This is a genomic window from Pseudomonas sp. 8 R 14 (assembly GCF_900005955.1).
Lineage (GTDB): Bacteria > Pseudomonadota > Gammaproteobacteria > Pseudomonadales > Pseudomonadaceae > Aquipseudomonas > Aquipseudomonas marginalis.
The window spans coordinates 151,094-177,824 of record NZ_CVTH01000077.1; the positions used below are offsets into that span (position 1 = coordinate 151,094).

The following is a 26,731-nucleotide window of genomic DNA, read 5'->3' on the forward strand; positions in this document are numbered from 1 at the left end:
CTTATACATCTCTGATTCCTTCAGAAGCCTGGATACGCGCCACTCGCCAACCACCACAGGCTGCCGCCACGGCGCTGACGCCAAGGACTGCAACCAGGGCCAGGCCATAGTGACGCGCCAGCAGGTGGCTGGCGTGTTCGCCCGGCACCTGCACGAATAACTTGTTCAACGCGGCCTCGGCCAGGCCATACAGCCCAACGCTGAGTAAAGCGGCAAACCCTGCGCTGTACAGCGCCTGCAGCACCACAAACAGCAACAGCGCGCCGGTGGAAAACCCCAACAGACGCAACACCGACAATTCCCGGCGCTTGCGTGCCACAGCGGCCAACGCCCCGGCGAAGATCGCCGCAAACGCGCCCGCCAAGGCCAGCCCGGCGATGATCCAGAAGACGATCGACAGGTTGCGACTCAGCGACTGCACCTGGGCGATCGTCTGTGCCTGGGTCGATACCAACAGATTCTGCCCGGCGAAAAATACCCGCAGCGGCTCCACATCGGCCAGGCTGCGCGCATACAAGCGAAACGCCGGATACACCCGCTGCTCGCTCACACCCACCTCGTCACCGGCCCAACCCAACGCCGGTACCGCACGGCCATCGCGGTAATCTTCCGCCGCTTCCAGCAATCTCAAATCGGCAAACAACCCATCCCGGGCGAAGGCTTCCAGCGGCAGCACCGCCAGTACCTGCAAGCGCGTGCGCTGGGCTTCTACACGCCCCGCCACTTGCCGCGCAAAGCTGGTCTCCAGCCAATCCCCAGGCCGCGCCGCAAGCTTCTCGGCAGCGGTGTGGCTCAGCACGATCCGGTCCAGGCCCCTGGGCATCGGCAGGCCGTTCAGCAGCGGATCACCCGCAGCGGTCGGCAGCATTTCCAGGGTCAGCGTGCCCACCTGCGCCGTCGCCGCAATCTGCCGCGTGCGCGGTAAGGCGAACGCCACATCGCTGCGCTGGCCGAGCTGTTCGACAAATGCGCTGCTGAATCGACCACCGCCCAGCGGAATAATTTCACGGGTGGCCGGATCGGTCTCCAAACGTTCGGTCAAACTGCTAACCAGTCCAAATTTCAGGCCGAACAACACCAGCAACGGCGCAATCACCGCCACCAGCGCCAACACCGAACAGGCCGACAGCCAGGCATCGTTGCGGTAATCCTGAAAGGCCAGGGACGCCACCAAAGGGATGCGCATCAGCACGCCTCCCCAAGGGTCGCGGTGACGCCGCCATCGGTATCGCGACGGCAACTGATGCGCCGCACCTGCAAGCCACTGGCACGGGCCAAGGGTTCGTCATGGGTGGCGATCACACAGCCGGCGCGGTGCTCGCGGGCCTGGGCCAGCAGGGCCTGCATTACGCGCTCGGCATTCAGCGGGTCAAGGGACGCCGTCGGTTCATCGGCCAGCACCAGTTGCGGTGCATGGGCCAGGGCGCGGGCGCAGCTCACACGCTGGCGCTGGCCCACCGACAACGCAGCCGGCTTCTTGGCCAACTGGTCGCTGATCTCCAGCTGTTCCGCCAGGCGCGTCACGCTGCCATCGTCTTTCAACCCCAGCAGTTGCCGGGACAGCGCGATATTGCTGCGCACATCCAGAAAGCCCAGCAGCCCGCCGGTTTGCAGCACATAGCCCAAGTGCTGGCTGCGCAGCCCGGCCAGGGTGGATTGCTGATCGGCGCGCCACAGTCCACCAATGTCCTGCCGGTTGAATTCGAACCGGCCCACCTGATCCGGCGCCAGTACCAGCGCCAACAGATCCAGCAAGGTGCTCTTGCCGCACCCGCTCGGCCCGACAATTGCCAATTGCTCGCCGGCACGCAGGTGCAGCGCCGGGATCACCAGGCTGTAACGCTGGCTGCCGACACCCCGGCTTTTGTGCACCGCGCTCAAGTTCAGCATTACGGCAGTGTCGACAACGGCACGCGGTACAACGCATCACCCGGTTCGGCATCGCCGAAACGGACCCAGTTGGCCAGGTCATTGTGGAAGGTTTCGTAGAGGCGGATTTTCGAATCCAGCTCGTCGATAAAGTCTTCCTGCTCGGCCACGCTCAACGACAACCACAGGTCCTGGGTCATGTTCAGCGACTTGCTGCGATACGGCAGGCCTTCCAGGTATTCGCCGAGAATGCCGCCGTCGGCCAGGTTGCCGCCCTTGCGCAGGGCTTGGGGGTCGCGGCTCATATAGGCCGAGGCGCTGGCGATTTCCTGGAAGAAATCCTTGGGCGAGGTCTGGGTCTTGCGCGCCGCATCGACGATCAGTTTCAGCGACTGTTGCAGGTCGTTGAGCTGCAATTTGGTCAGCATCACGCACACCTGGAACGCCGGCAGCGCGGGATTGGTCAGGTCGCGGTCGGCGGTCCAGGCACTGACCAGTTGCGGCGCCTGGCTGGCGTTCCGGCGACCGAGGAAGTCCATGTGCATGGCATAGCCGACCGCGGCGGATTTGTCCGCCAGGCTCGGCGCGGCACTCAGCAGCGGCACCGCTTGCGGCGTATTGCTGCGCACCTGGTGCACGAGGTTGGCGAACACGCTGCCGATCTCGTCGACACGCTCGCCCAGCTTGCGCACATCGCCACCCGGCACCGGCGTGTACAGGTCGCCGATCTGCGGGTTGGCGTCGGCGGTGAGGGTGCGGTATTGGCTCTCGGCGCCGGCGTGGGTTTTCTTGCCGGCGTCGGTGCGCAGGTGCAGCGCGTAGATCTTGATCTGCTTGCCCAGTGCGGCCTGGCGCACTTCGGCTTCGTTCATCTGGGTGGCGGCAAACGGGTCGTTCTTGCGCAACGCCCCGGCATCGGTGACCAGCAGGATGATACGACCGCCGTAGCCGGACCAGTCCATGCCGTCCACGGCCTGCATCACCCCGGCAAACGCGTCCTCGTTGAAGGAGTGGCTGGACACGGTGGACGCCTTGACCTGGCGCGCCATGTCGAGGAAGCGTTGCGGGTCACGGCCCTGGTCGAGGCTGATCAGGGTCTTGGCCACGTATTCCAGGCCTGGGGTTTTCTTGATGCTGCTCCGGAAACCGACCATGCCGAAGCTGACACTGTCCAGCTCGCCACGCTCGGCGATACGGGTTTGCAGCTCGTGCACCACATCGCGGATCTGGTCGATGTAGGGCTGCATGGAAACCGTGGTGTCCACCACCAGCACCACGGCAGTGCGGAAGGCGTCGGCATTGGCGTTGATCACCGGGGTCGATGGTTTGGCCGCAGCGTTGCTGCCCGGGTCGATGGAGGCAACGTTAAGCAACTGCACCGGCTGGCCGTTTTCGTCGAAGCTCTCCTTGGCGTCGAAGATCGGCAACAGGTAGAACTGGTTCTGCGGCACCGCGCTGGCGGCCGGCTCCAGGGCCAGGACCTGGCCGTTGTCGTCGCTGTTCTTCTGCGCCTTGGCCAGCACGCCTTTGGCGGCGGCTGGATCGGCGAGCAACTTTTCCACTTCGCCGGATTGGCGCAGGAACATCACCGGCGCCCGGCCGGAGCGTTCGGTGAACTTGAGCACGAGGCTTTGCTTCCAGTCGCTGACCTGGGCGGCCGGCAACCAGCCGTCGCTGCGGCCATCGGTGGCGGCACCGACGCGCACCCACGGGCTGCCGTCGACGTCTTTGCGCTGGTACACATAAAGCACGGAGAACGCCGGCAGGGCCTTGCCAGGCGCGCTGCCGGCGTCATTCGCCAGTTTGGCGCCGGGCTTGCTGAGCACGCGCTGGAACAAAGTCTTCTTACCGGCCATCAACAACGGCCGTTGGCCGCCGTCCACTTCGGCGGACGCAGTGGGCGTTGCCGGGGGCACGTCGGCGACCGCCGCTGGAGGCTTGTCCTGAGGCACGACGGCAGCCGGCGGCTTGGCCGGCTCATCACTGCCGCTCAACCACCAGTAACTGCCGCCACCAATGGCCAATGCGACGGCCACCGCCACGGCGGCCAGTGCCAGCACCGGCCCACGACGCTGCTCGGACACGGCGTTATGCTGGGTCGGCGTCACCACCGGCTGGCGCACCGGTTGCGGCTGGGGTCTGTCGGTCGGGATGTCGATGGTGACCGGGGTCATGCCCGCCAGATCAAAACTCAGCGGGATCGGCAACGGCCGCACCAGCGTGGCCTCCGGCGACTCCGCAGGCAGGTTATCCAGCGCCTGCAGCAACGCCGCCGCATCCGGGAAACGCTCCGCCGGGTCCTTGGCCAACAGCTTGCGCAGCACGCCCTGATACCGGCCGTGGTGCACCGGCAATTCCGGCAAGGGTTCGGTCAGGTGCGCCAGCGCGGTGGACAGCGCGTCGTTGCCGTTGTACGGCAGCTTGCCGACGAGGATTTCATACAGCACCACGCCCAGCGCGTAGAGGTCGGCACGGCCATCGATCTCCTGGCCCCGCGCCTGCTCCGGGCTCATGTAGCTCGGCGTGCCCACGGCAAAGCCGGCCTGGGTGAATTGGGTGCGGTCGTCCAGGGACTTGGCAATGCCAAAGTCCGACAGCACCGCCGTGCCATCGGCGCGGAACAGGATGTTTGCCGGCTTGACGTCGCGGTGCACCAGCCCCTGGGCATGGGCATAGCCCAGCGCCGAGGCGATCTGGCGGATCAGCGTAATGCCCTGCTCCGGCGTCAGGCCGGCGGCGATGCGCTCCTTGAGCGTGCCGTTGGGCAGGTATTCCATGGCCATGTAGTACAGCTCACCGACATTGCCGATGTCATGGATGGTCACCGTGTGCGGGTGGGACAGCCGCGCCAGGGTCTTGCCCTCGCGCAGGAAACGTTCGCAGAAGCTCGGGTCGGCCGCCAGCGCCGCCGCCATCACCTTCAGCGCCACCTTGCGCTCCAGGGAGCGCTGGGTCGCCAGGTACACGCTGGCCATGGCGCCTTCGCCGATCTCGCCGTCGATGTCATAGCCCGGAATCACAATGTTCATGCCGATACCTTCACGACGATGGCGGTGATGTTGTCCGGCGCGCCACGGTTGAGCCCCAGGTGCACCAGGCTGCGCACGATTTCATCCGGCGCGTCGTGGCTGAGCACTTCGCGGATCTCATGGTCGTCGACGGTCTTGTTCAGGCCATCGCTGCACAGCAGGTAGCTGTCGCCGGGGGCGATCAGCAGGTCGACCACCGCCAGTTCCAGCTGGGCTTCCACGCCAATGGCGCGGGTGACGATGTTGGCGCGCGGGTGCACGCGGGCATCGGCTTCGCTGAGCAGGCCGCTGTCCTGCAGGTCCTGGACGTAGCTGTGGTCGCGGGAGATGCCTTCGAGCACGCCGTCGCGCAGGCGGTACAGGCGGCTGTCGCCGGCCCACAGGCACACACCGCGCAAACCGCGCGCGGCGAGCACCACCACCGTGCTGCCCATCATGGTCACACCACGGTTGGCGGTTTCTTCACGCACGGCGGCGTTGATGCGGGTCAGGTCATTGCGCAGGGCTGCCGAGTACTCGTCGAGGGAACGGCCCATCGGCACGCTGCGCAGGCTGTCGACGATCAGGCTGCTGACATAATCCCCCGCCGCGTGCCCGCCCATGCCGTCGGCCACCACCCACAGGCGGTTTTCCGGCAGGTCCAGGCACGCGTCTTCGTTGACCTGGCGAACCATGCCCACATGGCTTTTGCTCGCGGATTTGTACGTCGACCCCATCTACACCACACCTTCTTGTCCGAGCAGAAACTGCGCAAAATCGCCGGCGGCAGGCAGGCCCTGACACCGCAATAAACCAGGGGAAATCGTCTGCGAACCACGCCCCCACCACAGGCTCGCACCGTCGCAGGCCTGTTCGGCGAGCGCGGTCATGCGCTGGTGCGGCACGCTGGCCGCCACGCGCTGCAGGCCGGCGAAACGGCTGTCCACCGCACGCGGCTCGGTCGCCGGTAAGCCCAGGTCATCGAGGCCAGCGTTGAAGCGTTCAAACGTGGCGCCGGCATCCAGGGTGCTGAGCAACAGCTCTTCGGCCTGCTCAAACCAGCTGTCCGGCCCGCCCACCAGGGACGCCGGGTTGATGTCGTGATCGAGCAAGGTGACCACCGCCAACGGGAAATAGCGCCCGACCCGGTCAATGCTCGGCATCACCACGCCCGCCGCCGCGTCCGGCCCGCACACGCCGGGCGCCAGCACAAAGCGCCATAGAGGGCTGACCAAGTACGCATTGAGCCAGTCGGCGCCGAGGCTGTTCTGGCTGGCGAGCAACCCCGCCGCCAGCCAGCTGTCCCAAGGGCCGATAAAGCTCTGGGGCAAGGCACGGCTGACGAAGTCTCCGCGACTGGCCAGCTTGCCGTAGAAACCCAGCGTCGTCATAGCCGCTCCGGCAGGCTGAAGCCACTGAGCACACGGCTCTTGAACGGGTTGAAGGCGCTGTTGGCACGCAACTCGTAGGCGATGCTCGCACCGTCGACCCGCAGGCGCAGGTTGAAGCGGTCCGGCGAGTTGCCGGCGGTGAGGTCCGATTGCTCCAGCAGGCGGAACCAGGCCCACGGCCCGTCCAGGGTCACGCCCGAGCGACCACTGGCCGACGGCGGCATGATCGAGATACGCACCACGCCAATGCTGCCGGGGTTCGGCCATTGCATCGCCACCGGGCGGCTGGGGCCGTGGTCGTAGCTCAATTGCTGGCCGTCGAGGTCGAGCAGGAACTGGGTGATCGTCGGGTCCATCGACACCGGCTTGAGTTCAAAACGCACGATCGGTTGGGTGCCACCGGAGCGGAAAAACGCATCGCGGATCGTCGCCGCGCGCTGGAAGGTTTGCAGCACGCCCGGCGCAATCCCCAGCTTCTGTGCCGCGCCCGGCTGCCAGCGCCAGGTCTGTGCCGAGGTGTCCACGTACGGCTGCAGGTATTTGCGGAAGTAGTTGTCCATCACCCCGCCCACGCCGAAGAACTGGCCGAAGTCATCCAGGGTCGCATCCCGCGCACTGCCCGGCGACATCGGGTAACGACCGGCCAGGGACTGGCGGTACACGTTGACCACTTCGCTGACCCACGCCGCGTTCAGTTGGTTACGCACCCCGCCCATCATGCTGTTGGTGGTGGAGTTGACCACCGACTTGACCATGCCCTGCACCAGCGGCGGTTGGCGCTCGGCGTTCAGGCTGACCCGTGTGGCCGCAGCCGCCGCCTGGTTCTTCGCCTCGCCAAGCAAGGCATCGCCGCTGGCCCCGACCATGGCGCTGACCTGCACATACAGCGCGTTCATGTCCGACAACAGGCCGTCGATGGCCGCCGGTTCGCCTTCGTTCTTGCTGACGATACTGTTGAGTTCGGCAAAGTGCGCGGTCACCGGATCATCCGCTGCAGCCGGCGCATTGGCCGTCGGTTGCTCCTGGCCGAGCAGGCTGCCGAGGCGCTCCTTGAGCTTGTCGACGCCACCTTCCACCGGCACGCCTTTAGCGGCCAATTGGCGCTCTTCGGCTTGCAGATCGGTTTCCTTGGCCACTGCCACCAGCAGTTTTTTCAGCGGCGAACTCGGGCCGGAAATCACCCGCAGCACATCGGCTGCCTGGGCCACGCTGGTGATGGGCACAAAGTCGATATCGGCGAGCAACGCATCCCATTGGCGCTGATAGTCCTGGAAATACAGGCGACGCACATCGGCGGCCAGGCTGACCACGTTCTGCTGATCGGCCTGCTCATGGCCCAGCACCCATTGCTCTTCAGCCAGGGTGCCGGTCTGGTTCAGGCTGCTGAGCAAAAACGCCTGGCGATAGCCCTTGGCGGTGAAAAAGCCACTCAACGGCTCGCCCAACGGCTTGCCGCTTTTACGGCTGAACACCAGCGCGGCATCGCGGCCAGCGGCTTCGTTGATACGGAAGTCCGGGATACCTTCAGGCAGTTTCTGGCGTTTGACCCGGTCGTAGACACGCTGGGCCACCGGCAGCTGTTGCAACTGGCGACGCAGATCGTCGATCAAGCGCGGGTCAAGGCGCGCATTCGGCGGATGACGCTCGAACAGCGCCTGCAAGTGCCCGGTCAACGCCTGGCGCTGATCGGCCGGCAGATCGCGCGGCAGGTTGCGGTCCCAGTCGAGGGCGATCCAGGCCTTGATGAAGTCCGGATCGTAATGCTCGCTGTCGGCGAGCATCAGGTAGGCCTTGAGGCCTTCGTAGAGGAAGTCGGAGTTGCCGCCGCCGTGCAGTTGCTCCTCGATGCGCGTCACCAGGCGCGGCGCGAACACGGCGATCAACAGCTTGCGATAGACGCTGGCGGACTCGGCTTCGAGCATATCACCCTGATACAGCCCCAGGCCTTCGGACCAGCTCGGCGAATCCCCCGCGAGGTTCTTCACCGCATTGAGCAGCGGCAGCACCGCGAGCACTTCACGCTGCGCCGGGCTGAGGTTCTGGACGGTCTGGCCCAGTGGCGCGACCCTTTGGTCGACCTGGGCGATATACGCCTGGTTGGCGCGATAACTCACCCACCACAGGCTGCTGACCACGATCACCAAGGCCACGGTGGCCGCGAGTACACCGCGTGCGATCCACGTGCGCCGACGCTCGACTTTCGGGTTAACGCCCACCAGTCCTCGTTCGGCAAAGGCCACGGCGGTGAAGAGTTTTTCGATGAAGTAACTGCGCCCGGTGCCGCTCTGGCGCGCCAGGTGCTGGCGGTCCAGGTTCATGCTCTGGGCCATGGCGCCGATCAGGCGATCGATCGGGCTGCCTTCCTGGGTGCCGCTGGTGAAGTACACGCCGCGCAGCAACACGCGCTCTTCAAAGGCATTGGGCTTGAACACGCCTTCGAGGAAGCTTTGCAGGCAGTCCTTCAATGCGCCGAACTGCTGCGGAAAACCGTAGATCAGGTCGCGCCGCGCCGGGTCGCGCTCCTGTTGCAGGCGCTCCACCAGGCGTTCGTTGAGGCGCTGCTCGAGGCCGGCGAATTCGCTTTGCAGGTGCGCCAGGGGGCTGTCGCTGTTCTTGCCGTCGTCCAAGGCAAAGGTCATGCCCCAGACCTGGGCGCGTTCTTCCTTGCTCAGGTTGTCGAAGAACTCCATGAAGCCCGGCACCAGGTCGAGCTTGGTCAGCATCAGGTAGATCGGGAAACGCACGCCCAATTGGGTGTACAGCTCCTGGATACGCAGGCGGATCGCCGCCGCGTGGGCCGCGCGTTCGGCATCGGTGCCCAGCAGCAGGTCCGACAGGCTGATGGCGATAAAGGCGCCATCGATGGGCCGGCGCGAGCGCTGCTTTTTCAGCAGGTCGAGAAAGCCCAGCCAGGCAGCTTTGTCCACTGTCGAGTTGCTGTCCTGGGTGGTGTAGCGGCCGGCGGTGTCGAGCAATACCGCCTGGTCGGTAAACCACCAGTCACAGTGACGCGTACCGCCAACACCGCGCACCGCCCCGGCGCCCAACTGGGCCGCCAGCGGAAAGTGCAGCCCGGAGTTGACCAGCGCCGTGGTCTTGCCCGAACCCGGCGGGCCGATGATCACGTACCACGGCAGCTCGTAGAGGTTGCGGCGTTCGTCGCCACCGAGCTTGGCCTTTTTCAGCAGCGCCAGGGCTTCGTCCATGCGCTGGCGCAGGGTGGTGAGCTCTTCGGCGGTCGCCACGCTGTTGGGGTCGGCCGGGGTTTCGGCCGCCAGGCTGCGCATCACTTCGGCCGCTTGGCGCCGCGCCTGGATGATGCGGAACACGCGGTAGGCGATCCACACCGCAAACACCAGGATGATCAGCGCCCAACGGCGCCCTTCCGGCACCAGCACGTCGAGCAACGGCCCCACAAACCAGATGATCAGGCTCAGGGCGATCAGGCCCAGCACGGGGATCACCCAGCGAATCATGAAACTGAAAAACGCCTTCACTCGACGCCCTCCGCCAATACGGTGATTTCAACCCGACGATTGCGGGCACGGCCTTCGGCAGTTGCGTTGGTCGCCAACGGCTCGGTGTCGCTGCGGCCCTCGGCACTGAAGCGATCAGCTTGGCCGGTCTTGGCCGCGAGGATCTCCAATACCGACTTGGCCCGCGCTTCGGACAAGGCCCAGTTGGATGGGAAACGCAGCGTGGCAATCGGGCGGTTGTCGCTGTGCCCGGTGACGCGCACCTGGCCCTTGACCTTGCGGATGGCGTCGGCGATGCGCAGCATCAGCGGCTGGTAGTCATCGACGATGCTGGAACTGGCGGACGCAAACAGCTCATCGCCACGAATGGTGACCACGGAGCGGTCGACCTTGTCTTCCACCGCGACGCGACCGGCCTTGATGTCTTCCGCCAGGAAGCCGGCCAGACGCGGACGCTCGATCACTTTTGGTTGCGCCACGGGACGGTCGATGGCCTGCACCGGGATCTCGCCCAGGGCATGGATGTTCTTGAACACCGGTTCAGCCTGCGCCGCGAGCAGCAGGCGCAAGGTGAACAGCAAGGCCAGCAACAACGCCAGGCCAATCGCCACGGCGATCCACGGCGGCATGAACTGCGCCAGCCGATCACGCGCGACGGTGACGCCGCGCCAATGGGGCGACAGCTCGCGCTCGTGGTCACCGCGAGCACTGCGAATCGCCGCCGCCGTGCGCTCACGCAAGGCTTCCAATTGGCTGCGACCGTCGTTCATCACGCGGTAACGGCCTTCGAACCCCAGGCACATGCACAGGTACAACAGCTCCAGCAGGTACAGGCGCTCCCGTGGACTTTGCAGGCAGTGGTCGAGCAACTGGAAGACTTTTTCGCCCCCCCAGGCTTCGTTGTGCACCGTGATCAACAGGCTCTGCTTGCCCCAATCGCTGGTGCTGCCCCACGGCGTGCTCAACACCGCCTCATCGAGGGCGGTGCACAGTGCGTAACGCGCCAGCAGCACTTCGTTGCGTGCCACGCCAGCGGCTTCGGCGCGCTCTTCGAACTGGCGCAGGTAGGCCAGCAACTGCGCGCGCAGGCTGGCCGGCGCCGGGTGCGCGATGGTGTTGCGCAGGCGCGTCAACAGCGCCAACAGCGGGCCGGCGGCGCTTTCCAGCGGGTTCAGGCCCTGGCTTTTGCCGGTGAGGATCGGCGCGGCCGGCATCGACAGCGGGGCCGGCTCGGCACGCGCGGGTTCCGGCGCGCGGCCACCCGGGCGCGGCATGAACTGGGTGCGGTCGTCATCATTGGGATGCATCGCGGATTATCCTCGGATCGCCCAGAAGGCCAGGTTCAAGCCCGGGAACTGCCCGGCGATATGGAAGGCAAAACCACCGGAATTGCCCAGTTGCTGCCAATGCTCGCTGCCACGGTCCAGCTCGTAGTAGGTCGAGCCTGCGTGGTACGGCAGTTGGCGCGGCGCCACCGGCAACGGCAGCAAGGTGATGCCCGGCAGTTGCAGGTTGACCAGGTCGCGGATGTGCTCCACCGAGCCGACCTTGCTCTGCTGGCCGAAGCGCGCACGCAGGGTTTCGCCGGGCACATCGGCACGGACCACGAGGATGAAGCTGGCGCTGTCGAGCAAGGTTTTGTCGGCCAGCATGGCCACGTGGACGCCGTAGGCTTTCTCGACAATCGGGATCGGCGTGGCCTTGCTGTCGATCAGCATCGACAGGGCTTCGCGCAGGGCCGCCATGACTGGGGCGAAGCTCAGGGCCAGGTCGTCGTGCTGGTATTGCGGGTATTCCTGGGGACGACGGCCTGAAGTGGAAAAGGTCGAGAACTCACCGGCCAGGCTGACCAGTGCGCTGAAAAAGCGCTCCGGGTGCAGCGGGCTCAACTGGCTGAAATGCTGAATCAGCGGCTGGGCGCGGTTGACCAGTTGCAGCAGCATGAAGTCGGCGATCTCCGACGCACCGCCTGCCCCCGAGGCAACCACGCGGCCCGCCAGGGCTTCGCCGCGCTGGTGCAACAGGCCCAGCAGTTCGCTGCGAAACGCGCTCAATGGCTTGCTCGCGGCCACGTCCAGCACGGGCGGGATGTAGCTGTCGTCGAGGACCAGCGCACGGTCGGCGCGTTTTTCCTTGATGCGCACCAGGCCCACGGCGGCGTAGTCACTGATGCCGTCCTGGGCGGTCAGCAAGCGCAGGGCCCGGGAACCCACGGCCACCGGCGCGCGGTTTTCGAACGGCGCATTGTCATCGCGCACTTCGCGCACCTGGCTCACGTAGCGCGCGGCTTCCAGGGCTTCGCCTTCATCCACGGTGTCGCGGGCACCCGCACGCTTGAGTGGCAAGGCCAGGTAGACCAGGCCATCGCGCAGATTGTCGTCGATATTCAGCGGGCTGGGCGCCAGGTCATCCTGGGGAATGTTGAACGGCGTGCCGTCGGGCAACAGGCCGCGCGCCGAGACGATGGCCAGCTTGCCCTGGGCCAGCAGGCCCTGGTCGATCAGCAATTCGGAAAACCCCCAGGCGCCGGCGGACAACGGGCGGCTGCGGGCGTCGATCAGGTTTTCCAGGTAACGGTCATGCTGCTGGAAGTGCTGCGTTCCGATGAACATGCCTTCCGACCAGACCACGCGATTGTTCCAGGACATGGGGAGCTCCGATTGCTTCTTATTGGGCAGGGCTGGATGGGGTGACCACGACGTCGGCGCGCACGGCACGCACATCGAGGCTGATCTGGTATTCGGTGTATTGGCGCGCCGGCACGTTGATCACCGTGCGCCATTGCGCGCGGTCCAACTCGCGATAACCCACCAGCAAGCCGATCTGGCGCGTGGAGGGGTCGAGGTCGCGCTGGATGCTCAGTTGCTGGCCGGGTTGCACCATGACTTCGTCCTGGTCCAGCAGGTCCAGGCCGAGGGTCGATTGCGCACGGTCGGCCAGGGCGAAGTAATCGGAGCGGGCGAAGGTGGCGGCGTTCTTCAGTTCGAAAATGCGCACCCGCACCGGCGCGGCCTGGCCGTTGGCGCCGGGGTTAAGCCCGGCAATCGCGTGGAAGTGCAGCTCGACGGCGGCGGTGTTCACTTCAGCCTCAGCAGCCGTTTCGGGTTTGACCGCATCCTTGCTACACGCGGTCAGCAGCAGCGCGGTGGCGACTGCGAGTAAAAACCTGGGAATCATCCTGCGTCCTCAATGACGTACTTAGCTATCCGTTAATCCGTAGGTTGCGGCGCGGTTTTACCGACGCTGTCGCGCGCTGTGTTCTTCGTAGGCCCGGCTGAATTCACGGCCGAACAGGTCCTGGAAATCTTCCTGGGCCTCGCGGGAAATATTGCTGTAGAGCTCGGTGAACTGCTGCCAGTACTGGGCCTGGCGCGAGCCGGCGAACAGGTTCGACAGCCCGCCGGGCTTGCCCATGCGCTCTTCCAGTTGCGCCGGTTCAAAGCGCGTGAGCAAGTGCTTGATCGCTGCTTCCACCCCGGCCATCACCGCCAGTTGGTGGGCGCGCAGGTCATCAAAACTGTCGCGCACGGCAATGTCCGGCGCCATAAACGCCTGGTTGCCGTGGCGAAGCAAAAGCAGTAAAGCTTCGTCGGCATTCGGTGCGAATTTCAACGGATTGTTTTCGGCAGGCTGGATCATGGTCTGCTGCATGCGGAACTCGCCCTTGAGGCTGGCGCGGGCACGCAATACGTCGATCAGGCCTTCGACCATCAGGCGGTAGCTGCGGCCGATGTTTTCCATCTGCGCCTCCGCCTGGGCCTTGTCCAGGCGCAACTGGTCCAGGCCGGCACCGCGCAGGAAGGCTTGCAAGAGATCGGGCGGCTGGGTGGCGGCCACGGGGAGCACTGGCTCGACCACGGGTGGCGGCTGGATGATCGGTGTGGGTGGCGGTGGCGGAGGTGGCGGCGCACTGGCCGACGGCGCCGGCGTGTCGCCAAACAGGTCCCAGTCTTCGGGAATCACCGAGCCCGAGACCACAGGCGTCTCGACCACGGGTACCGCCACCGGGGTCGGCGGGCGGAAGTCGTGTTGTTCGCTGGGAACATGGTCGGCCACGGTGGGCGGCGGCACGGCGGTGGGGCTGAGGAAGTCGAACAGGTCCGGCAGCGTGTCCATCGACGAAGCGCCCTGGAATTGCGGGGCAATCACCGGCGTCGGCGCGGGCTTGTTCGCCACGGCGCCCATCAGGGCCTCAAAGCTGTTCGGCGAATCACCGGCGAATGGCTGGCTGTCGATGGCCTGCACGTTGAAGTCGATCCGCGCCTGGATCTCGTAATCGCCGATGCGGATCAACTCGCCATCCTGCAACAGCTCGCTGTTACCCCTGCGCAAACGGATGCCGGCGTTAACCAACTCCACACCGTTTGTACTGTTATCGGTTAAATAATAACGACCATCTTTGTATTGAATAACGCAGTGCTGCGAAGACACCAGGCGCTCGGGATCAGGCAATACCCAGTCATTATCCGAGCTGCGGCCGATAGCCATCGAGCCCTGGTTCATGGACTTTTCCGAGCATTGCCCGGGGGTAATCTTGTGATAACTAGTGATAGTCAAACACAGCGACATCTTGCCTCCTTGCTGATACTTCGCGCGCAGTCGACCCCAGGGACAGCGACGCCCGGGAGATCCCCATCAGGTCGTGCAATCGACCGTTCAAAACCTGCTGATGCCAGCATGATCGCTGATCTTAACTGGGCTCCATGACAAAAATCCTATGCCGGTGCGTCGTTCGACCCACCAGTCGCGCAGGTTGTTAAGCACCGCACATCTGTCACAGAGGGCGAATAGCTTACCTTGACAAGGCATAAGTACTACACCAAAAATGCACAACTTCTTGAATACCGGTGATGGCACATTAGTGGCATCTTCTTATATGACCAAGAAAACATGCAAAGTTCCTTGCGCAACTAATGCATGCATTGCCCGCCATGTAACGGGCTGATAGGGAGATCAATTTCAGTGGATGTGCCGTTGCTGCTCACCGCCGTTTCCGCGACTTCGCCCTGTGGCGAAGACATGGAATATGACGCGGATTTTCTCCAGCTGGAGCGTGATGCCAAGGGCCAACCCGAGCGCAGCATGGGCGATTCGATCCTGCCCGCCGAGCCGCCGGAATGGCGCAGCATCCAGCAGCAGAGCCTCGACTTGCTGCAGCGCAGCAAAGACCTGCGCATCACCCATTTCCTGTTGCAAAGCTCCCTCGCCCTCCAGGGTGCGGCCGGGCTGGCTGAAGTCCTTACGTTGATCAATGCGCTGCTGCGCGAATACTGGGCCGACCTGCACCCGCGCCTGGATGCCGACGACGATAACGACCCCACCGTACGCATCAACGCCCTCTCCGGCCTGACCAGCGACGCAACCATTCGTCTGCTGCGCGAGAGCATTCTCACGCGCTCGCGCACCTTCGGTCCGGTGAGCCTGCGCGCCGCGTTGAATGCCAGCGGCCTGATGAGTTTCCCCGACGAACAGCTCGGCGCCCAGCAGCTCAACGCCGCGTTTCTCGACAGCGACCCCGAACACCTGCAAGCCACCCGTGACGCCTTGAGCACCGCACGCGCCGCCTGCGAAGCCATCGAGCAGCAGGTCAGCGACCAGGTGGGTTCCGCCCAAGGCGTGGACCTCAGCCTGTTGAAGCAACCGCTCAAGCAGGCGCTGCAGGTGCTTAACCAGTTTGTTCCGAACGGCGCTGCCAGCAGCGAGCCCGAGGCCGTCAGTGACGACAATGCCCCCTCGGTGGACTTCGCCGCTGCCCCCGCCGCACCTCGCCCCAGCGGCGACATCAGCAACCGTGATGACGTGCTGCGCAGCCTCGACAAGATCCTTGCGTATTACACCCGGCACGAGCCTTCGAGCCCGTTGCCTGTGTTGCTGAACCGGGCCAAGCACCTTGTGCACGCCGACTTCGCGGCCATCGTGCGCAATCTGATTCCCGATGGGATGTCCCAATTTGAAAACCTGCGCGGCCCGGACGGCGAGTAAGCCGCTCGACTGCGCAGTAACAACACCGTCGCTCAAGCGACCAGGAGCAGCAACGTGGCGAAGCAAAGTTCTCAGAAATTCATCGCGCGCAACCGCGCGCCTCGAGTGCAGATCGAGTACGACGTCGAGCTCTACGGCGCCGAGAAAAAGGTCCAGCTGCCCTTCGTGATGGGTGTGATGGCCGACCTCGCCGGCAAGCCTGCCGAGCCTCTTCTGCCTGTGGCCGACCGCAAGTTCCTTGAAGTGGACGTCGACAACTTCGACTCGCGCCTCAAGGCCATGCAGCCGCGCGTGGCGTTCCACGTACCCAACGAGCTGACCGGCGAAGGCAACCTGAGCCTGGACATCACCTTCGAAAGCATGGACGACTTCAGCCCGGCCGCCGTGGCCCGCAAGGTCGACTCGCTCAAGCAACTGCTCGAAGCCCGCACCCAGCTGGCCAACCTGCTGACCTACATGGACGGCAAGACTGGCGCTGAAGAAATCATCATGAAGGCGATCAAGGACCCGGCACTGCTCCAGGCACTTGCCAGTGCGCCTAAGCCTGCAGGGGACCAGTAATCATGACTGACAATACCGCCCGCGAAGGCGCCCAGAGCCTGGGTGCAACCGAGGAAACCAGCGAGTTCGCATCCTTGCTGATGCAGGAATTCAAGCCCAAGACCGAGCGTGCCCGCGAAGCCGTGGAAACCGCCGTGCGCACCCTGGCCGAACAGGCCCTGGCGCAAACCGACCTGGTGTCCAACGACGCGATCAAATCGATCGAATCGATCATCGCCGCCATCGACGCCAAGCTCACCGCCCAGGTCAACCAGATCATCCACCACCAGGATTTCCAGCAGCTGGAAAGCGCCTGGCGTGGCCTGCACTACCTGGTCAATAACACCGAGAGCGATGAGCAGCTGAAGATTCGCGTGCTCAACATCTCCAAGCCGGACCTGCACAAGACCCTGAAGAAATTCAAGGGCACCGCGTGGGACCAGAGCCCGCTCTTCAAGAAGATGTACGAAGAAGAGTACGGCCAGTTCGGCGGCGAACCGTACGGCTGCCTGGTAGGCGACTACTACTTCGACCAGTCGCCACCGGACGTGGAACTGCTGGGCGAGCTGTCGAAAGTCTGCGCCGCCATGCACGCCCCGTTCATTGCTGCGGCATCGCCGACCGTGATGGGCATGGGCTCGTGGCAGGAACTGTCGAACCCGCGCGACCTGACCAAGATCTTCACCACCCCGGAATACGCCGGCTGGCGCTCGCTGCGTGAATCGGAAGACTCGCGCTACATCGGCCTGACCATGCCGCGCTTCCTGGCGCGCCTGCCGTATGGCGCCAAGACCGACCCGGTGGAAGCCTTCGCCTTCGAAGAAAACACCGACGGCGCCGACAGCTCCAAGTACACCTGGGCCAACGCCGCCTACGCGATGGCGGTGAACATCAACCGTTCGTTCAAGCACTACGGCTGGTGCTCGCGCATCCGTGGCGTGGAGTCCGGCGGTGAAGTGGAAAACCTGCCGGCCCACACGTTCCCTACCGATGACGGTGGCGTGGACATGAAGTGCCCGACCGAAATCGCCATCAGCGACCGCCGTGAAGCGGAACTGGCGAAGAACGGTTTCATGCCGCTGCTGCACAAGAAAAACACTGACTTCGCCGCGTTCATCGGCGCCCAGTCGTTGCAGAAGCCGGCCGAATACGACGACCCGGACGCCACCGCCAACGCCAACCTGGCCGCGCGCCTGCCGTACCTGTTCGCCACTTGCCGTTTCGCGCACTACTTGAAGTGCATCGTGCGCGACAAGATCGGTTCCTTCAAAGAGAAGGACGAGATGCAGCGCTGGTTGCAGGACTGGATCCTCAACTACGTCGACGGTGACCCGGCGCACTCCACCGAGACCACCAAGGCCCAGCACCCGTTGGCCGCCGCCGAGGTGATCGTGGAAGACGTCGAGGGCAACCCGGGGTACTACAACTCCAAGTTCTACCTGCGCCCGCACTACCAGCTCGAAGGGCTGACCGTGTCGTTGCGCCTGGTATCGAAGCTGCCTTCGGCGAAAAGCGCGTAAAAAATCGGGACTGGCTCGCTCCCTGTAGGAGCGAGCTTGCTCGCGAAAAACTTGAAGGCGCTGCGTTCATCCAGGATGCCCGCGTCACCGTTGACGACCTTCGCGAGCAAGCTCGCTCCTACAGGGGTCGGCGGCGTTAACAAATACAGTGGCTGAGGCCACACAGGGAGAAAACATGGCTGTTGATATTTTCATCAAGATCGGCGACATCAAGGGCGAGTCCATGGACAAGGCCCACAAGGACGAAATCGACGTGCTGAACTGGAGCTGGGGCATGGCCCAGTCCGGCAACATGCACGTTGGCGGTGGCGGCGGTGCGGGCAAGGTGAACATCCAGGACCTGTCGCTGACCAAGTACGTCGACAAGGCCTCGCCGAACCTGATGATGCACTGCGCCAGCGGCAAGCACATCGACAAGGTCAAGCTGACCGTGCGCAAGGCCGGTGGCGAAAGCCAGGTCGAGTACATGGTGATCAACCTGGAAGAAGTGCTGGTAACGTCCCTGAGCACCGGCGGCTCGGGCGGCGATGACCGCCTGACTGAAAACGTCACCTTGAACTTCGCCCAAGTGATGGTCGACTACCAGCCGCAGAAAGCCGACGGCACCAAAGACGGCGGCGCGATCAAGTTTGGCTGGAACATCCGTTCCAACACCAAGCGCTGATACGCCTACCTCGCTCCGCCGTAGCAGCTGCCGAGCGAAGCGAGGCTGCGTTCGAGGACGAAGTCCTCGCACACCAGGCACTGAGGTTTACCTGATGAAACTCAGTGCCTGCTCTACGACTGCTTCGCAGTCGGACGCAGCCTCGCTTCGCTCGGCAGCTGCTACGGCGGGTCTTTCATTTTCGATATTGTCCGTGGAGCTGCTTTGGTGGTAACTGAAATCGCTTCCCGCGACCGTCTGCAACCGTCCCTGCTGGACCGGTTGACCGACGACGACCCAACCAATCCCAAGGAAAGCGCCGATAAACGCGTGCTGTCCCTGACCCAACTGAAAGCCTCGGTGCTGCGCGACCTGGCGTGGCTGCTCAATACCACGTCGTTGCTCGATGCCGATGCCACGCTGCACACACAGGCAGGCACCTCGGTGGTCAATTACGGCCTGCCGGCGCTGGCGGGCAACAGCGTTTCCAGCGTCGACATCAAGGCCCTGGAAGCCCTGATCTACCAGGCGATTGCCACCTTTGAACCGCGCATCCTGCGCCATACACTGCGGGTGAAGGCCCGCGTCGGCCATGGCGAGATGAATCACAACGCCCTGAGTTTCGAGATCGAAGGCGACCTGTGGGCGCAGCCGGTGCCCTTGCGCCTGTTGCTGCAAACCGACCTCGACCTGGAATCCGGCCATGTGCGCGTAGTGAATGCCGACCAGCGGAGACGCCCATGAACCCGCGCCTGCTGGAGCTGTACAACCAGGAACTGCACCACGTGCGTGAAAGCGCGGCGGAGTTCGCCAAGGAATACCCGAAGATCGCCAGTCGGCTGACCTTGTCCGGTATGGACTGCGCCGACCCGTACGTCGAACGCCTGCTTGAGGGCTTTGCCTACCTCACTGCCCGCGTACAGCTCAAACTCGACGCCGAGTACCCGACCTTCACCCACAACCTGCTGGAAATCGCCTACCCGCACTACCTGGCGCCGACACCATCGATGACCGTGGTGCAATTGCACACCGACCCCGATGAAGGCTCCCTGGCCAGCGGCTTCCCGCTGCCGCGCGACACCGTGTTGCGCGCCGCCCTGGGCCGCGAAACCCAGACCTGCTGCGAGTACCGCACCGCGCATCCGGTGACGTTGTGGCCGTTGCAGGTCAGCAGCGCCGAGTACTTCGGCAACCCCGCCGCCGTACTCGGGCGCCTGGCCGCCAGCGAGCCGAAAGCCAAGGCCGGCTTGCGCCTGACCCTGCGCACCGGCGCCGAATTGCCGTTCAACAGCCTCGACCTGGACAACCTGCCGCTGTACCTCAGCGGGGCCGACGAGCAACCGTTCCGCCTTTATGAACAACTGCTGGGCAATGCCTGCGCAGTGTTTGCACGCAAGCCCGGTGGCGATTGGGTCGAGCGCCTGCCCCAGGACGCGCTGCGCTCGCGGGGTTTCGACGACGCCGATGCGGCCATGCCGGTCGTCGCGCGCGCATTCCAGGGCTATCGCCTGTTGCAGGAATACTTCGCCCTGCCCCACCGCTTCCTGTTCGTCGAATTCGCCGAGCTGAGCCGCGCGGTCAAGCGTTGCGACGGCCAGGAGCTGGAACTGATCGTGCTGTTCAACCGTCACGAGCCAAGCCTGGAAGGCAGCGTCGGCGCGGCGCAGTTCCTGCCGTTCTGCACCCCGGCGATCAACCTGTTCCCGAAACGCGTGGACCGCATCCACTTGTCCGACCGGGTCAACGAGCACCACGTGATCGCCGACCGCACGCGGCCGATGGATTTCGAGATTCATTCGTTGAGCGGCATCACCGGCCACGGCACCGGGCCAGAGCAGCCCTTTTTACCGTTCTATGCGGTCCGCGATCCATCCCGTTATGGCCGCGACCAGGCGTACTACACCGTGCGCCGCGAGCCACGGGTGTTGTCCAGCGACCAGCGCCGCAACGGCCCGCGCTCCACCTATGTGGGCAGCGAAACCTTTGTCAGCCTGGTCGACAGCCGCCAGGCGCCGTATCGCCACGACCTGCGCCAACTCGGCGTGACCGCGCTGTGCACCAACCGCGACCTGCCGTTGTTCATGAGCGTGGGCAACGGCAAGACCGACTTCACCCTGGCCGACAGCGCGCCGGTGTTATCCGTGCGTTGCGTCGCCGGGCCAAGCCGTCCACGCGCCAGCCATGCCCATGACGCCAAGGCCTGGCGCCTGATCAGCCAGTTGTCGCTCAACTATTTGTCCCTGAGCGAGCAAGGCCAGGGCGCGGCGGCGTTGCGCGAACTGCTGCGCCTGTATGGCGACAGCAACGACGCGGCGCTGCAATTGCAGATCGAAGGCTTGCGCGACGTCAGCAGCAAGGCCGTCACCCGGCGCCTGCCGATGCCCGGCCCGATTGTGTTTGGTCGCGGCCTGGAAATTACCTTGGAGTTCGATGAAAACGCGTTTCGCGGCACCGGCGTGTTCCTGCTCGGTGCGGTGCTGGAACGCTTCCTGGCACGCTACGTGTCGATCAACAGTTTTACCGAGACGGTGATCCGTACCACCGAACGCGGCGAGATCATGCGATGGAAAGCCAAGCCCGGGCGTCGTCCGACCCTGTGAGTACGTTGGATGCGATGCATCAGGAGCCCTGGGAATACGATTTCTTCCAGGCGTTGCGGCGTATCGAGTGCGAATCGCCCGAGCTGCCGCGCCTGGGCCATTCCCTGCGCCTGGCGGATGACCCGTTGCGCCTGGGGCAACAGGCCGACTGCACCTTCGCCCCGGCCACCCTGGCCTCGGTCGATCCCGGCGGCGACGGCAAACCGGCACGGCTGGAACAGTTCTTCTTCGGCCTGGGTGGCCCCAACGGCCCGTTGCCGCTGCATATCACCGAGTACGTACGCGAGCGTCAGCGCAACAACGCCGACAGCACCAGCAAGCAGTTCCTGGACGTCTTCCACCACCGCCTGCTGAGCCTGTTTTACCGAGCCTGGGCCGAGGCGCGGCCGACGGTCAGCCACGACCGCCCGGACGATGACTACTGGTCCGCACGCCTCGCGGCCTTGAGTGGCCGGGGCATGCCGAGCCTGCTTAACCAGGGATTGATCCCCGACACGGCGAAGCTGCACTACAGCGGCCACCTGTCGGCACAAACCCGCTACCCAGACGGTTTGAAGGCGATCCTCGGCGAGTATTTCGGCCTGCCGGTGGAGATCGAAGAATACGTCGGCCAATGGCTGGAACTGCCCGAGCGCAGCCGCGTAGGCGTGAGCGCCAACCAGCTGGGGGTGGACTTCTGCCTGGGCAGCCACGTGTGGGACCGCCAGCATAAATTCCGCATCCGCCTGGGCCCGCTCAAGTTGGACGACTACATGGGCATGCTGCCCGGCAGCCAGCCGTTCAACGAGCTGGTGGCGTGGGTGGCCGAGTACCTGGGCCATGAATTGGACTGGGACTTGAACCTGATTCTGCAACAACCCGAAGTACCGGCGCTGCAACTCAATGGCCAGTTCCGCCTGGGCTTCAACACCTGGCTCGGCTGCCCTGCGGTTGATGCCAACGACCTAATCCTGGCCCGGCATTACGCCGATCAAGCCACCACCTCAAGGAATCCAGAGCATGGGTGAAATCAGTCGCGCCGCACTGTTCGGCAAACTCAACAGCGTGGCCTACAAGGCCATCGAAGCCGCCACCGTGTTCTGCAAGCTGCGGGGCAACCCGTACGTGGAACTGGCCCACTGGTTCCACCAGTTGCTGCAACTGCAGGACTCGGACCTGCACCGCATCATCCGCCAGTTCAACGTCGAGCCGGCGCGCCTGGCCCGAGACCTCACCGAAGCCCTGGACCGCCTGCCGCGTGGCTCGACGTCGATCACCGACTTGTCCTCCCACGTGGAAGAGGCGGTGGAACGCGGCTGGGTGTACGGCAGCCTGATGTTCGGCGAAAGCCAGGTGCGCACTGGCTACCTGGTGCTGGGCATCCTCAAGACGCCAAGCCTGCGCCATGCGCTGCTGGGCTTGTCCTCGGAGTTCGACAAGATCAAGGCCGAAGCCCTGAGCGAGCGTTTTGACGAATACGTCGGTGATTCGCCGGAAAACGCCCTGACTGCCAGCGACGGTTTCAATGCCGGCGCCGTGCCGGGCGAGGCCAGCGGCGCCATGGCACCGAGTGCGATGGGCAAGCAGGAGGCCCTCAAGCGCTTCACCGTTGACCTCACCGAACAAGCGCGCAGCGGCAAGCTCGATCCGATCGTGGGCCGTGACGAAGAGATCCGCCAACTGGTGGACATCCTCATGCGCCGCCGCCAGAACAACCCGATCCTCACCGGTGAAGCCGGCGTCGGCAAGACCGCTGTGGTCGAAGGTTTTGCCCTGCGCATCGTCGCCGGTGACGTGCCGCCCGCCTTGAAAGACGTGGAACTGCGCAGCCTCGACGTCGGCCTGCTGCAAGCCGGCGCGAGCATGAAAGGCGAGTTCGAACAGCGTCTGCGCCAGGTCATCGAAGACGTCCAGGCCTCGCCCAAACCGATCATTCTGTTTATCGACGAAGCCCACACCCTGGTAGGTGCCGGTGGCGCCGCCGGGACCGGTGATGCGGCCAACCTGCTCAAACCCGCCCTGGCCCGTGGCACCCTGCGCACCGTGGCCGCGACTACCTGGGCCGAGTACAAAAAACACATCGAGAAAGACCCGGCCCTGACCCGCCGCTTCCAGGTGGTACAAGTGGCCGAGCCATCGGAAGACAAGGCGCTGCTGATGATGCGCGGCGTGGCCTCGACCATGGAGAAACACCACCAGGTGCAGATCCTCGACGAAGCCCTGGAAGCCTCGGTGAAGCTGTCCCATCGCTATATCCCGGCGCGCCAGTTGCCGGACAAATCCGTGAGCCTGCTGGACACCGCCTGCGCCCGCGTCGCCATCAGCCTGCACGCGGTGCCGGCCGAAGTGGACGACAGTCGCCGCCGCATCGAAGCCCTGGAAACCGAGCTGCAAATCATCGCCCGCGAGCATGCCATCGGCATTGCCATTGGTGCGCGCCAGAGCAACAGCGAAGCCCTGTTAAGCGCCGAGCGTGAGCGCCTGGCGACCCTGGAAAGCCGCTGGGCCGAAGAGAAAACCCTGGTGGATGAGCTGCTCGCCACCCGTGCAACCCTGCGCGAAAAGGCCGGCGTCGTGGACAGCGGCAACGATGAATTGCGTGCGCAACTGGTCGACCTGCAACAGCGCCTCACCGCGCTGCAAGGCGAAACCCCGTTGATCCTGCCGACCGTAGATTACCAGGCCGTGGCCTCGGTGGTCGCCGACTGGACCGGTATCCCGGTGGGCCGCATGGCCCGCAACGAACTGGAAACCGTGCTCAACCTCGACCAGCACCTGAAAAAACGCATCATCGGCCAGGACCACGCCCTGCAGATGATCGCCAAGCGCATCCAGACCTCCCGCGCCGGCCTCGACAACCCGAGCAAGCCGATTGGCGTGTTCATGCTGGCCGGCACCTCCGGCGTGGGCAAGACCGAAACCGCCCTGGCCCTGGCCGAAGCCATGTACGGCGGCGAGCAGAACGTGATCACCATCAACATGAGCGAGTTCCAGGAAGCCCACACGGTGTCCACCCTCAAGGGCGCGCCACCGGGCTATATCGGCTACGGCGAAGGCGGCGTGCTGACCGAAGCGGTGCGGCGCAAGCCCTACAGCGTGGTGCTGCTGGACGAGGTGGAAAAAGCCCACCCGGACGTGCATGAGATCTTCTTCCAGGTGTTCGACAAGGGCGTGATGGAAGACGGCGAAGGCCGGGTGATCGACTTCAAGAACACCCTGATCCTGTTGACCACCAACGCCGGTACCGAGCTGATCTCCCAGGTCTGCAAGGACCCGGCGAACATCCCCGAGCCGGAAGAAATCGCCAGGGCCCTGCGCCAGCCATTGCTGGAGATCTTCCCGCCCGCCTTGCTCGGCCGCCTGGTGACGATCCCGTACTACCCGCTGAGCGACGAGATGCTCAAGGCGATCACCCGCCTGCAACTCAACCGCATCAAGAAGCGCGTGGAGACGACCCACAAGGTCGCCTTCGACTACGACGACGCGGTGGTCGACCTGATCGTCTCGCGCTGCACCGAGACCGAAAGCGGCGGGCGCATGATCGACACCATCCTCACCAACAGCCTGCTGCCGGACATGAGCCGTGAATTCCTCACGCGCATGCTCGAAGGCAAGGCATTGGCGGGTGTGCGCATCAGCAGCCGGGATAACGAGCTGCATTACGACTTCAGCGACGCCGAATAACGACTGTTGGAATGCAATGCAAATGTGGGAGGGGGCTTGCCCCCTCCCATATTTCGAACCGGTTCCGTCAGTTATTTAGTCATTTACAGGTTAACCGATGCTATTCAACCAAGCCTCACGCCTGGCCAAGATCACCAGCCCTCTCGGGCCGGATGTGCTGCTGCTCAATGAAATGGGCGGCGGCGAAGAGCTGGGCCGCCTGTTCAACTATGAACTGCAACTGACGTCCCTGGATGCCAACATCGACCTCAACCAGTTGCTCGGCAAGCCCATGAGCGTGGGCGTGCAACTGGCGGACGGCGGCGAGCGGCACTTCCACGGCATCGTCGCGCGCTGCAGCCAGAACATCGACCAGGGCCAGTTCGCCAGTTACCAGGTGACGCTGCGCCCGTGGTTCTGGCTGCTGACGCGCACCTCGGACTGCCGGATTTTCCAGAACCTGAGCATCCCGCAGATCATCAAGCAGGTGTTCCGCGACCTGGGGTTTTCCGACTTCGAAGACGCCCTGAGCCGGCCGTACCGCGAGTGGGAATACTGCGTGCAGTACCGCGAGACCAGCTTCGATTTCGTCAGCCGCCTGATGGAACAGGAAGGCATCTACTACTTCTTCCGCCACGAGCAGGACCGCCATGTGCTGGTGCTGGCCGACGCCTATGGCGCCCACACCACGGTGCCGGGCTATGCGTCGATCCCGTATTACCCCAAGGACGAGCAGCAGCGCGAACGCGACCACATGCACAACTGGCACCTGGCGCAGGAGGTTCAGCCCGGCTCGCTGGAGCTCAACGACTACGACTTCCAGCGCCCCAGCGCCAGCATCGACGTGCGCTCGGCCATGCCGCGTCCGCATACCGCCGGCGACTACCCGCTGTACGACTACCCCGGCACCTACGTGCAAAGCGCCGACGGCGAACACTACGCGCGCACCCGCATCGAAGCCCTGCAAACCCTGCATGAACAGGTCGAGTTCGCCGGCAATGCCCGTGGCCTGGGTTCCGGCCACCTGTTCAGCCTCACCGGCTTCAGCCGCCAGGACCAGAACCGCGAATACCTGATCGTCGGCTGCCGCTACTACATCGTCCAGGAAAGCCTGGAAAGCGGCGGCGGTTCGGGTTCGGCGCAGTTCGAAAGCAGCCTGACCTGCATCGACGCCCAGCAAAGCTTCCGCCCGCTGGCCACCACCCACCGCCCCATCGTCAAAGGCCCGCAGACGGCATTGGTGGTTGGCCCCAAAGGCGAGGAAATCTGGACCGACCAGTACGGCCGCGTGAAGGTGCACTTCTACTGGGACCGCCACGACCAATCCAACGAAAACAGTTCGTGCTGGATTCGCGTGTCGCAATCCTGGGCCGGCAAGAACTGGGGCTCGATGCAGATTCCACGGATCGGCCAGGAAGTGATTGTCAGTTTTCTGGAAGGTGATCCGGACCGCCCGATCATCACCGGGCGGGTGTACAACGCCGAGCAGACCGTGCCCTACGACCTGCCGGAGAACGCGACCCAGAGCGGCATGAAGAGTCGCTCGAGCAAGGGCGGCACGCCGGCCAATTTCAATGAAATCCGCATGGAGGACAAGAAGGGGTTGGAGCAGTTGTATATCCATGCCGAGCGTAACCAGGACATTGTTGTCGAGGTGGACGAGAGTCATTCCGTCGGGCACGACCGCAATAAAAGTATCGGCCATAACGAGACGGTGACCATCGGCAACAACCGCCTGCGCATCGTCAAGCAGGAAGACATCCTCTCGGTGGGCCAGAGAAAGACCGACAGCATCAGCCAGAGCTACGTCATCGAAGTGGGCGAAAACCTGCGCCTGGTCTGCGGTGAAAGCATCCTGGAGCTCAACGCCAGTGGGCAGATCAACCTGACCGGCGTGAACATCAGCTTCTATGCCAGCGGCGATGCCGAGTTCAATACCGGCGGCGTGCTGCACCTGAACAACGGCGGCGGCCCTGGCGCCACGCCCGACGGCCAGGGCCAGAAAGGCGCCATCGACGCCAATATCAAAGCCGCCTTCCCCGCGCCTAAAAGCTCCTGAC

At 64.3% G+C, this 26,731-nt stretch carries 19 protein-coding genes; 9 read left to right on the forward strand and 10 right to left on the reverse strand.

The window, feature by feature from the left end:
• Position 1: 1 nt before the first annotated feature.
• The 10 genes from BFQ01_RS20900 to tagH are packed head-to-tail and all read right to left on the reverse strand — an operon-like array spanning position 2 to position 14,313.
• Positions 2-1,186, reverse strand: a complete 1,185-nt coding sequence (locus BFQ01_RS20900; protein WP_065926722.1) for an FtsX-like permease family protein — start codon at positions 1,184-1,186, stop codon at positions 2-4.
• Positions 1,186-1,890, reverse strand: coding sequence for an ABC transporter ATP-binding protein (locus BFQ01_RS20905; RefSeq protein ID WP_065926723.1), 705 nt, complete (start codon positions 1,888-1,890; stop codon positions 1,186-1,188). Before BFQ01_RS20905 ends, BFQ01_RS20900 begins: the two co-directional genes overlap by 1 nt.
• Entirely contained in the window at positions 1,890-4,898 is a 3,009-nt protein-coding gene (locus BFQ01_RS20910; protein ID WP_065926724.1) for a serine/threonine-protein kinase, read from the reverse strand. Before BFQ01_RS20910 ends, BFQ01_RS20905 begins: the two co-directional genes overlap by 1 nt.
• Positions 4,895-5,614: a PP2C family protein-serine/threonine phosphatase gene (locus BFQ01_RS20915; protein ID WP_065926725.1), complete on the reverse strand. Its 720-nt coding sequence runs from the start codon at positions 5,612-5,614 to the stop codon at positions 4,895-4,897. The genes BFQ01_RS20910 and BFQ01_RS20915 overlap by 4 nt, the downstream gene beginning before the upstream one ends.
• Positions 5,615-6,268 (reverse strand): type VI secretion system-associated protein TagF, encoded by a 654-nt coding sequence (gene tagF, locus BFQ01_RS20920; RefSeq protein ID WP_065926726.1) that lies wholly within the window; start codon positions 6,266-6,268, stop codon positions 5,615-5,617.
• A complete protein-coding gene (tssM, locus tag BFQ01_RS20925; protein ID WP_065926727.1) occupies positions 6,265-9,765 on the reverse strand; it encodes a type VI secretion system membrane subunit TssM in 3,501 nt (1,166 codons plus the stop codon). Before tssM ends, tagF begins: the two co-directional genes overlap by 4 nt.
• Complete coding sequence (locus tag BFQ01_RS20930; protein WP_027608269.1) at positions 9,762-11,051, reverse strand: DotU family type VI secretion system protein; 1,290 nt, start codon at positions 11,049-11,051, stop codon at positions 9,762-9,764. Before BFQ01_RS20930 ends, tssM begins: the two co-directional genes overlap by 4 nt.
• Positions 11,052-11,057: 6 nt before the next feature.
• On the reverse strand, positions 11,058-12,392 hold the full coding sequence (gene tssK / locus BFQ01_RS20935; RefSeq protein WP_065926728.1) for a type VI secretion system baseplate subunit TssK: 1,335 nt from the start codon (positions 12,390-12,392) through the stop codon (positions 11,058-11,060).
• A gap of 19 nt (positions 12,393-12,411) precedes the next feature.
• Positions 12,412-12,921 carry a type VI secretion system lipoprotein TssJ gene (tssJ, locus tag BFQ01_RS20940; RefSeq protein ID WP_065926729.1) on the reverse strand — a complete coding sequence of 170 codons (510 nt, stop codon included), beginning with the start codon at positions 12,919-12,921 and terminating at the stop codon, positions 12,412-12,414.
• A 57-nt stretch (positions 12,922-12,978) separates the two neighbouring features.
• The gene (tagH, locus tag BFQ01_RS20945) at positions 12,979-14,313 is read right to left on the reverse strand and encodes a type VI secretion system-associated FHA domain protein TagH (RefSeq protein WP_065926730.1); all 1,335 of its coding nucleotides are present in this window, start codon (positions 14,311-14,313) and stop codon (positions 12,979-12,981) included.
• A 393-nt stretch (positions 14,314-14,706) separates the two neighbouring features.
• Here tagH and tssA point away from each other — a divergent pair, with 393 nt between their 5' ends.
• The 9 genes from tssA to BFQ01_RS20990 all read left to right on the forward strand — a co-directional run bounded on the left by tssA (position 14,707) and on the right by BFQ01_RS20990 (position 26,730).
• On the forward strand, positions 14,707-15,726 hold the full coding sequence (tssA, locus tag BFQ01_RS20950) for a type VI secretion system protein TssA (protein ID WP_065926731.1): 1,020 nt from the start codon (positions 14,707-14,709) through the stop codon (positions 15,724-15,726).
• A gap of 54 nt (positions 15,727-15,780) precedes the next feature.
• Complete coding sequence (tssB, locus tag BFQ01_RS20955; protein WP_065926732.1) at positions 15,781-16,287, forward strand: type VI secretion system contractile sheath small subunit; 507 nt, start codon at positions 15,781-15,783, stop codon at positions 16,285-16,287.
• Positions 16,288-16,289: 2 nt separating this feature from the next.
• Positions 16,290-17,786 (forward strand): type VI secretion system contractile sheath large subunit, encoded by a 1,497-nt coding sequence (gene tssC, locus BFQ01_RS20960; RefSeq protein ID WP_065926733.1) that lies wholly within the window; start codon positions 16,290-16,292, stop codon positions 17,784-17,786.
• Positions 17,787-17,961: 175 nt separating this feature from the next.
• On the forward strand, positions 17,962-18,450 hold the full coding sequence (locus tag BFQ01_RS20965; RefSeq protein ID WP_015886558.1) for an Hcp family type VI secretion system effector: 489 nt from the start codon (positions 17,962-17,964) through the stop codon (positions 18,448-18,450).
• A 207-nt stretch (positions 18,451-18,657) separates the two neighbouring features.
• Entirely contained in the window at positions 18,658-19,173 is a 516-nt protein-coding gene (gene tssE / locus BFQ01_RS20970) for a type VI secretion system baseplate subunit TssE (protein WP_027608263.1), read from the forward strand.
• Positions 19,170-21,029, forward strand: coding sequence for a type VI secretion system baseplate subunit TssF (gene tssF, locus BFQ01_RS20975; protein WP_065926734.1), 1,860 nt, complete (start codon positions 19,170-19,172; stop codon positions 21,027-21,029). Before tssE ends, tssF begins: the two co-directional genes overlap by 4 nt.
• Positions 20,993-22,036: a type VI secretion system baseplate subunit TssG gene (gene tssG / locus BFQ01_RS20980; RefSeq protein WP_065926735.1), complete on the forward strand. Its 1,044-nt coding sequence runs from the start codon at positions 20,993-20,995 to the stop codon at positions 22,034-22,036. The genes tssF and tssG overlap by 37 nt, the downstream gene beginning before the upstream one ends.
• On the forward strand, positions 22,029-24,692 hold the full coding sequence (tssH, locus tag BFQ01_RS20985) for a type VI secretion system ATPase TssH (RefSeq protein ID WP_065926736.1): 2,664 nt from the start codon (positions 22,029-22,031) through the stop codon (positions 24,690-24,692). The genes tssG and tssH overlap by 8 nt, the downstream gene beginning before the upstream one ends.
• Before the next feature lie 97 nt (positions 24,693-24,789).
• Positions 24,790-26,730, forward strand: a complete 1,941-nt coding sequence (locus BFQ01_RS20990; RefSeq protein ID WP_065926737.1) for a type VI secretion system Vgr family protein — start codon at positions 24,790-24,792, stop codon at positions 26,728-26,730.
• Position 26,731 lies beyond the last annotated feature (1 nt).

Coding starts and splice junctions, on each gene's coding strand:
- BFQ01_RS20900 (WP_065926722.1), bottom strand. CDS start 1,186: ATGCGCATCCCTTTGGTGGCGTCCCTGGCCTTTCAGGATTACCGCAAC.
- BFQ01_RS20905 (WP_065926723.1), bottom strand. CDS start 1,890: ATGCTGAACTTGAGCGCGGTGCACAAAAGCCGGGGTGTCGGCAGCCAG.
- BFQ01_RS20910 (WP_065926724.1), bottom strand. CDS start 4,898: ATGAACATTGTGATTCCGGGCTATGACATCGACGGCGAGATCGGCGAA.
- BFQ01_RS20915 (WP_065926725.1), bottom strand. CDS start 5,614: ATGGGGTCGACGTACAAATCCGCGAGCAAAAGCCATGTGGGCATGGTT.
- tagF (WP_065926726.1), bottom strand. CDS start 6,268: ATGACGACGCTGGGTTTCTACGGCAAGCTGGCCAGTCGCGGAGACTTC.
- BFQ01_RS20930 (WP_027608269.1), bottom strand. CDS start 11,051: ATGCATCCCAATGATGACGACCGCACCCAGTTCATGCCGCGCCCGGGT.
- tssK (WP_065926728.1), bottom strand. CDS start 12,392: ATGTCCTGGAACAATCGCGTGGTCTGGTCGGAAGGCATGTTCATCGGA.
- tssJ (WP_065926729.1), bottom strand. CDS start 12,921: ATGATTCCCAGGTTTTTACTCGCAGTCGCCACCGCGCTGCTGCTGACC.
- tagH (WP_065926730.1), bottom strand. CDS start 14,313: ATGTCGCTGTGTTTGACTATCACTAGTTATCACAAGATTACCCCCGGG.
- tssC (WP_065926733.1), top strand. CDS start 16,290: ATGACTGACAATACCGCCCGCGAAGGCGCCCAGAGCCTGGGTGCAACC.
- BFQ01_RS20965 (WP_015886558.1), top strand. CDS start 17,962: ATGGCTGTTGATATTTTCATCAAGATCGGCGACATCAAGGGCGAGTCC.
- tssF (WP_065926734.1), top strand. CDS start 19,170: ATGAACCCGCGCCTGCTGGAGCTGTACAACCAGGAACTGCACCACGTG.
- tssG (WP_065926735.1), top strand. CDS start 20,993: ATGGAAAGCCAAGCCCGGGCGTCGTCCGACCCTGTGAGTACGTTGGAT.
- tssH (WP_065926736.1), top strand. CDS start 22,029: ATGGGTGAAATCAGTCGCGCCGCACTGTTCGGCAAACTCAACAGCGTG.
- BFQ01_RS20990 (WP_065926737.1), top strand. CDS start 24,790: ATGCTATTCAACCAAGCCTCACGCCTGGCCAAGATCACCAGCCCTCTC.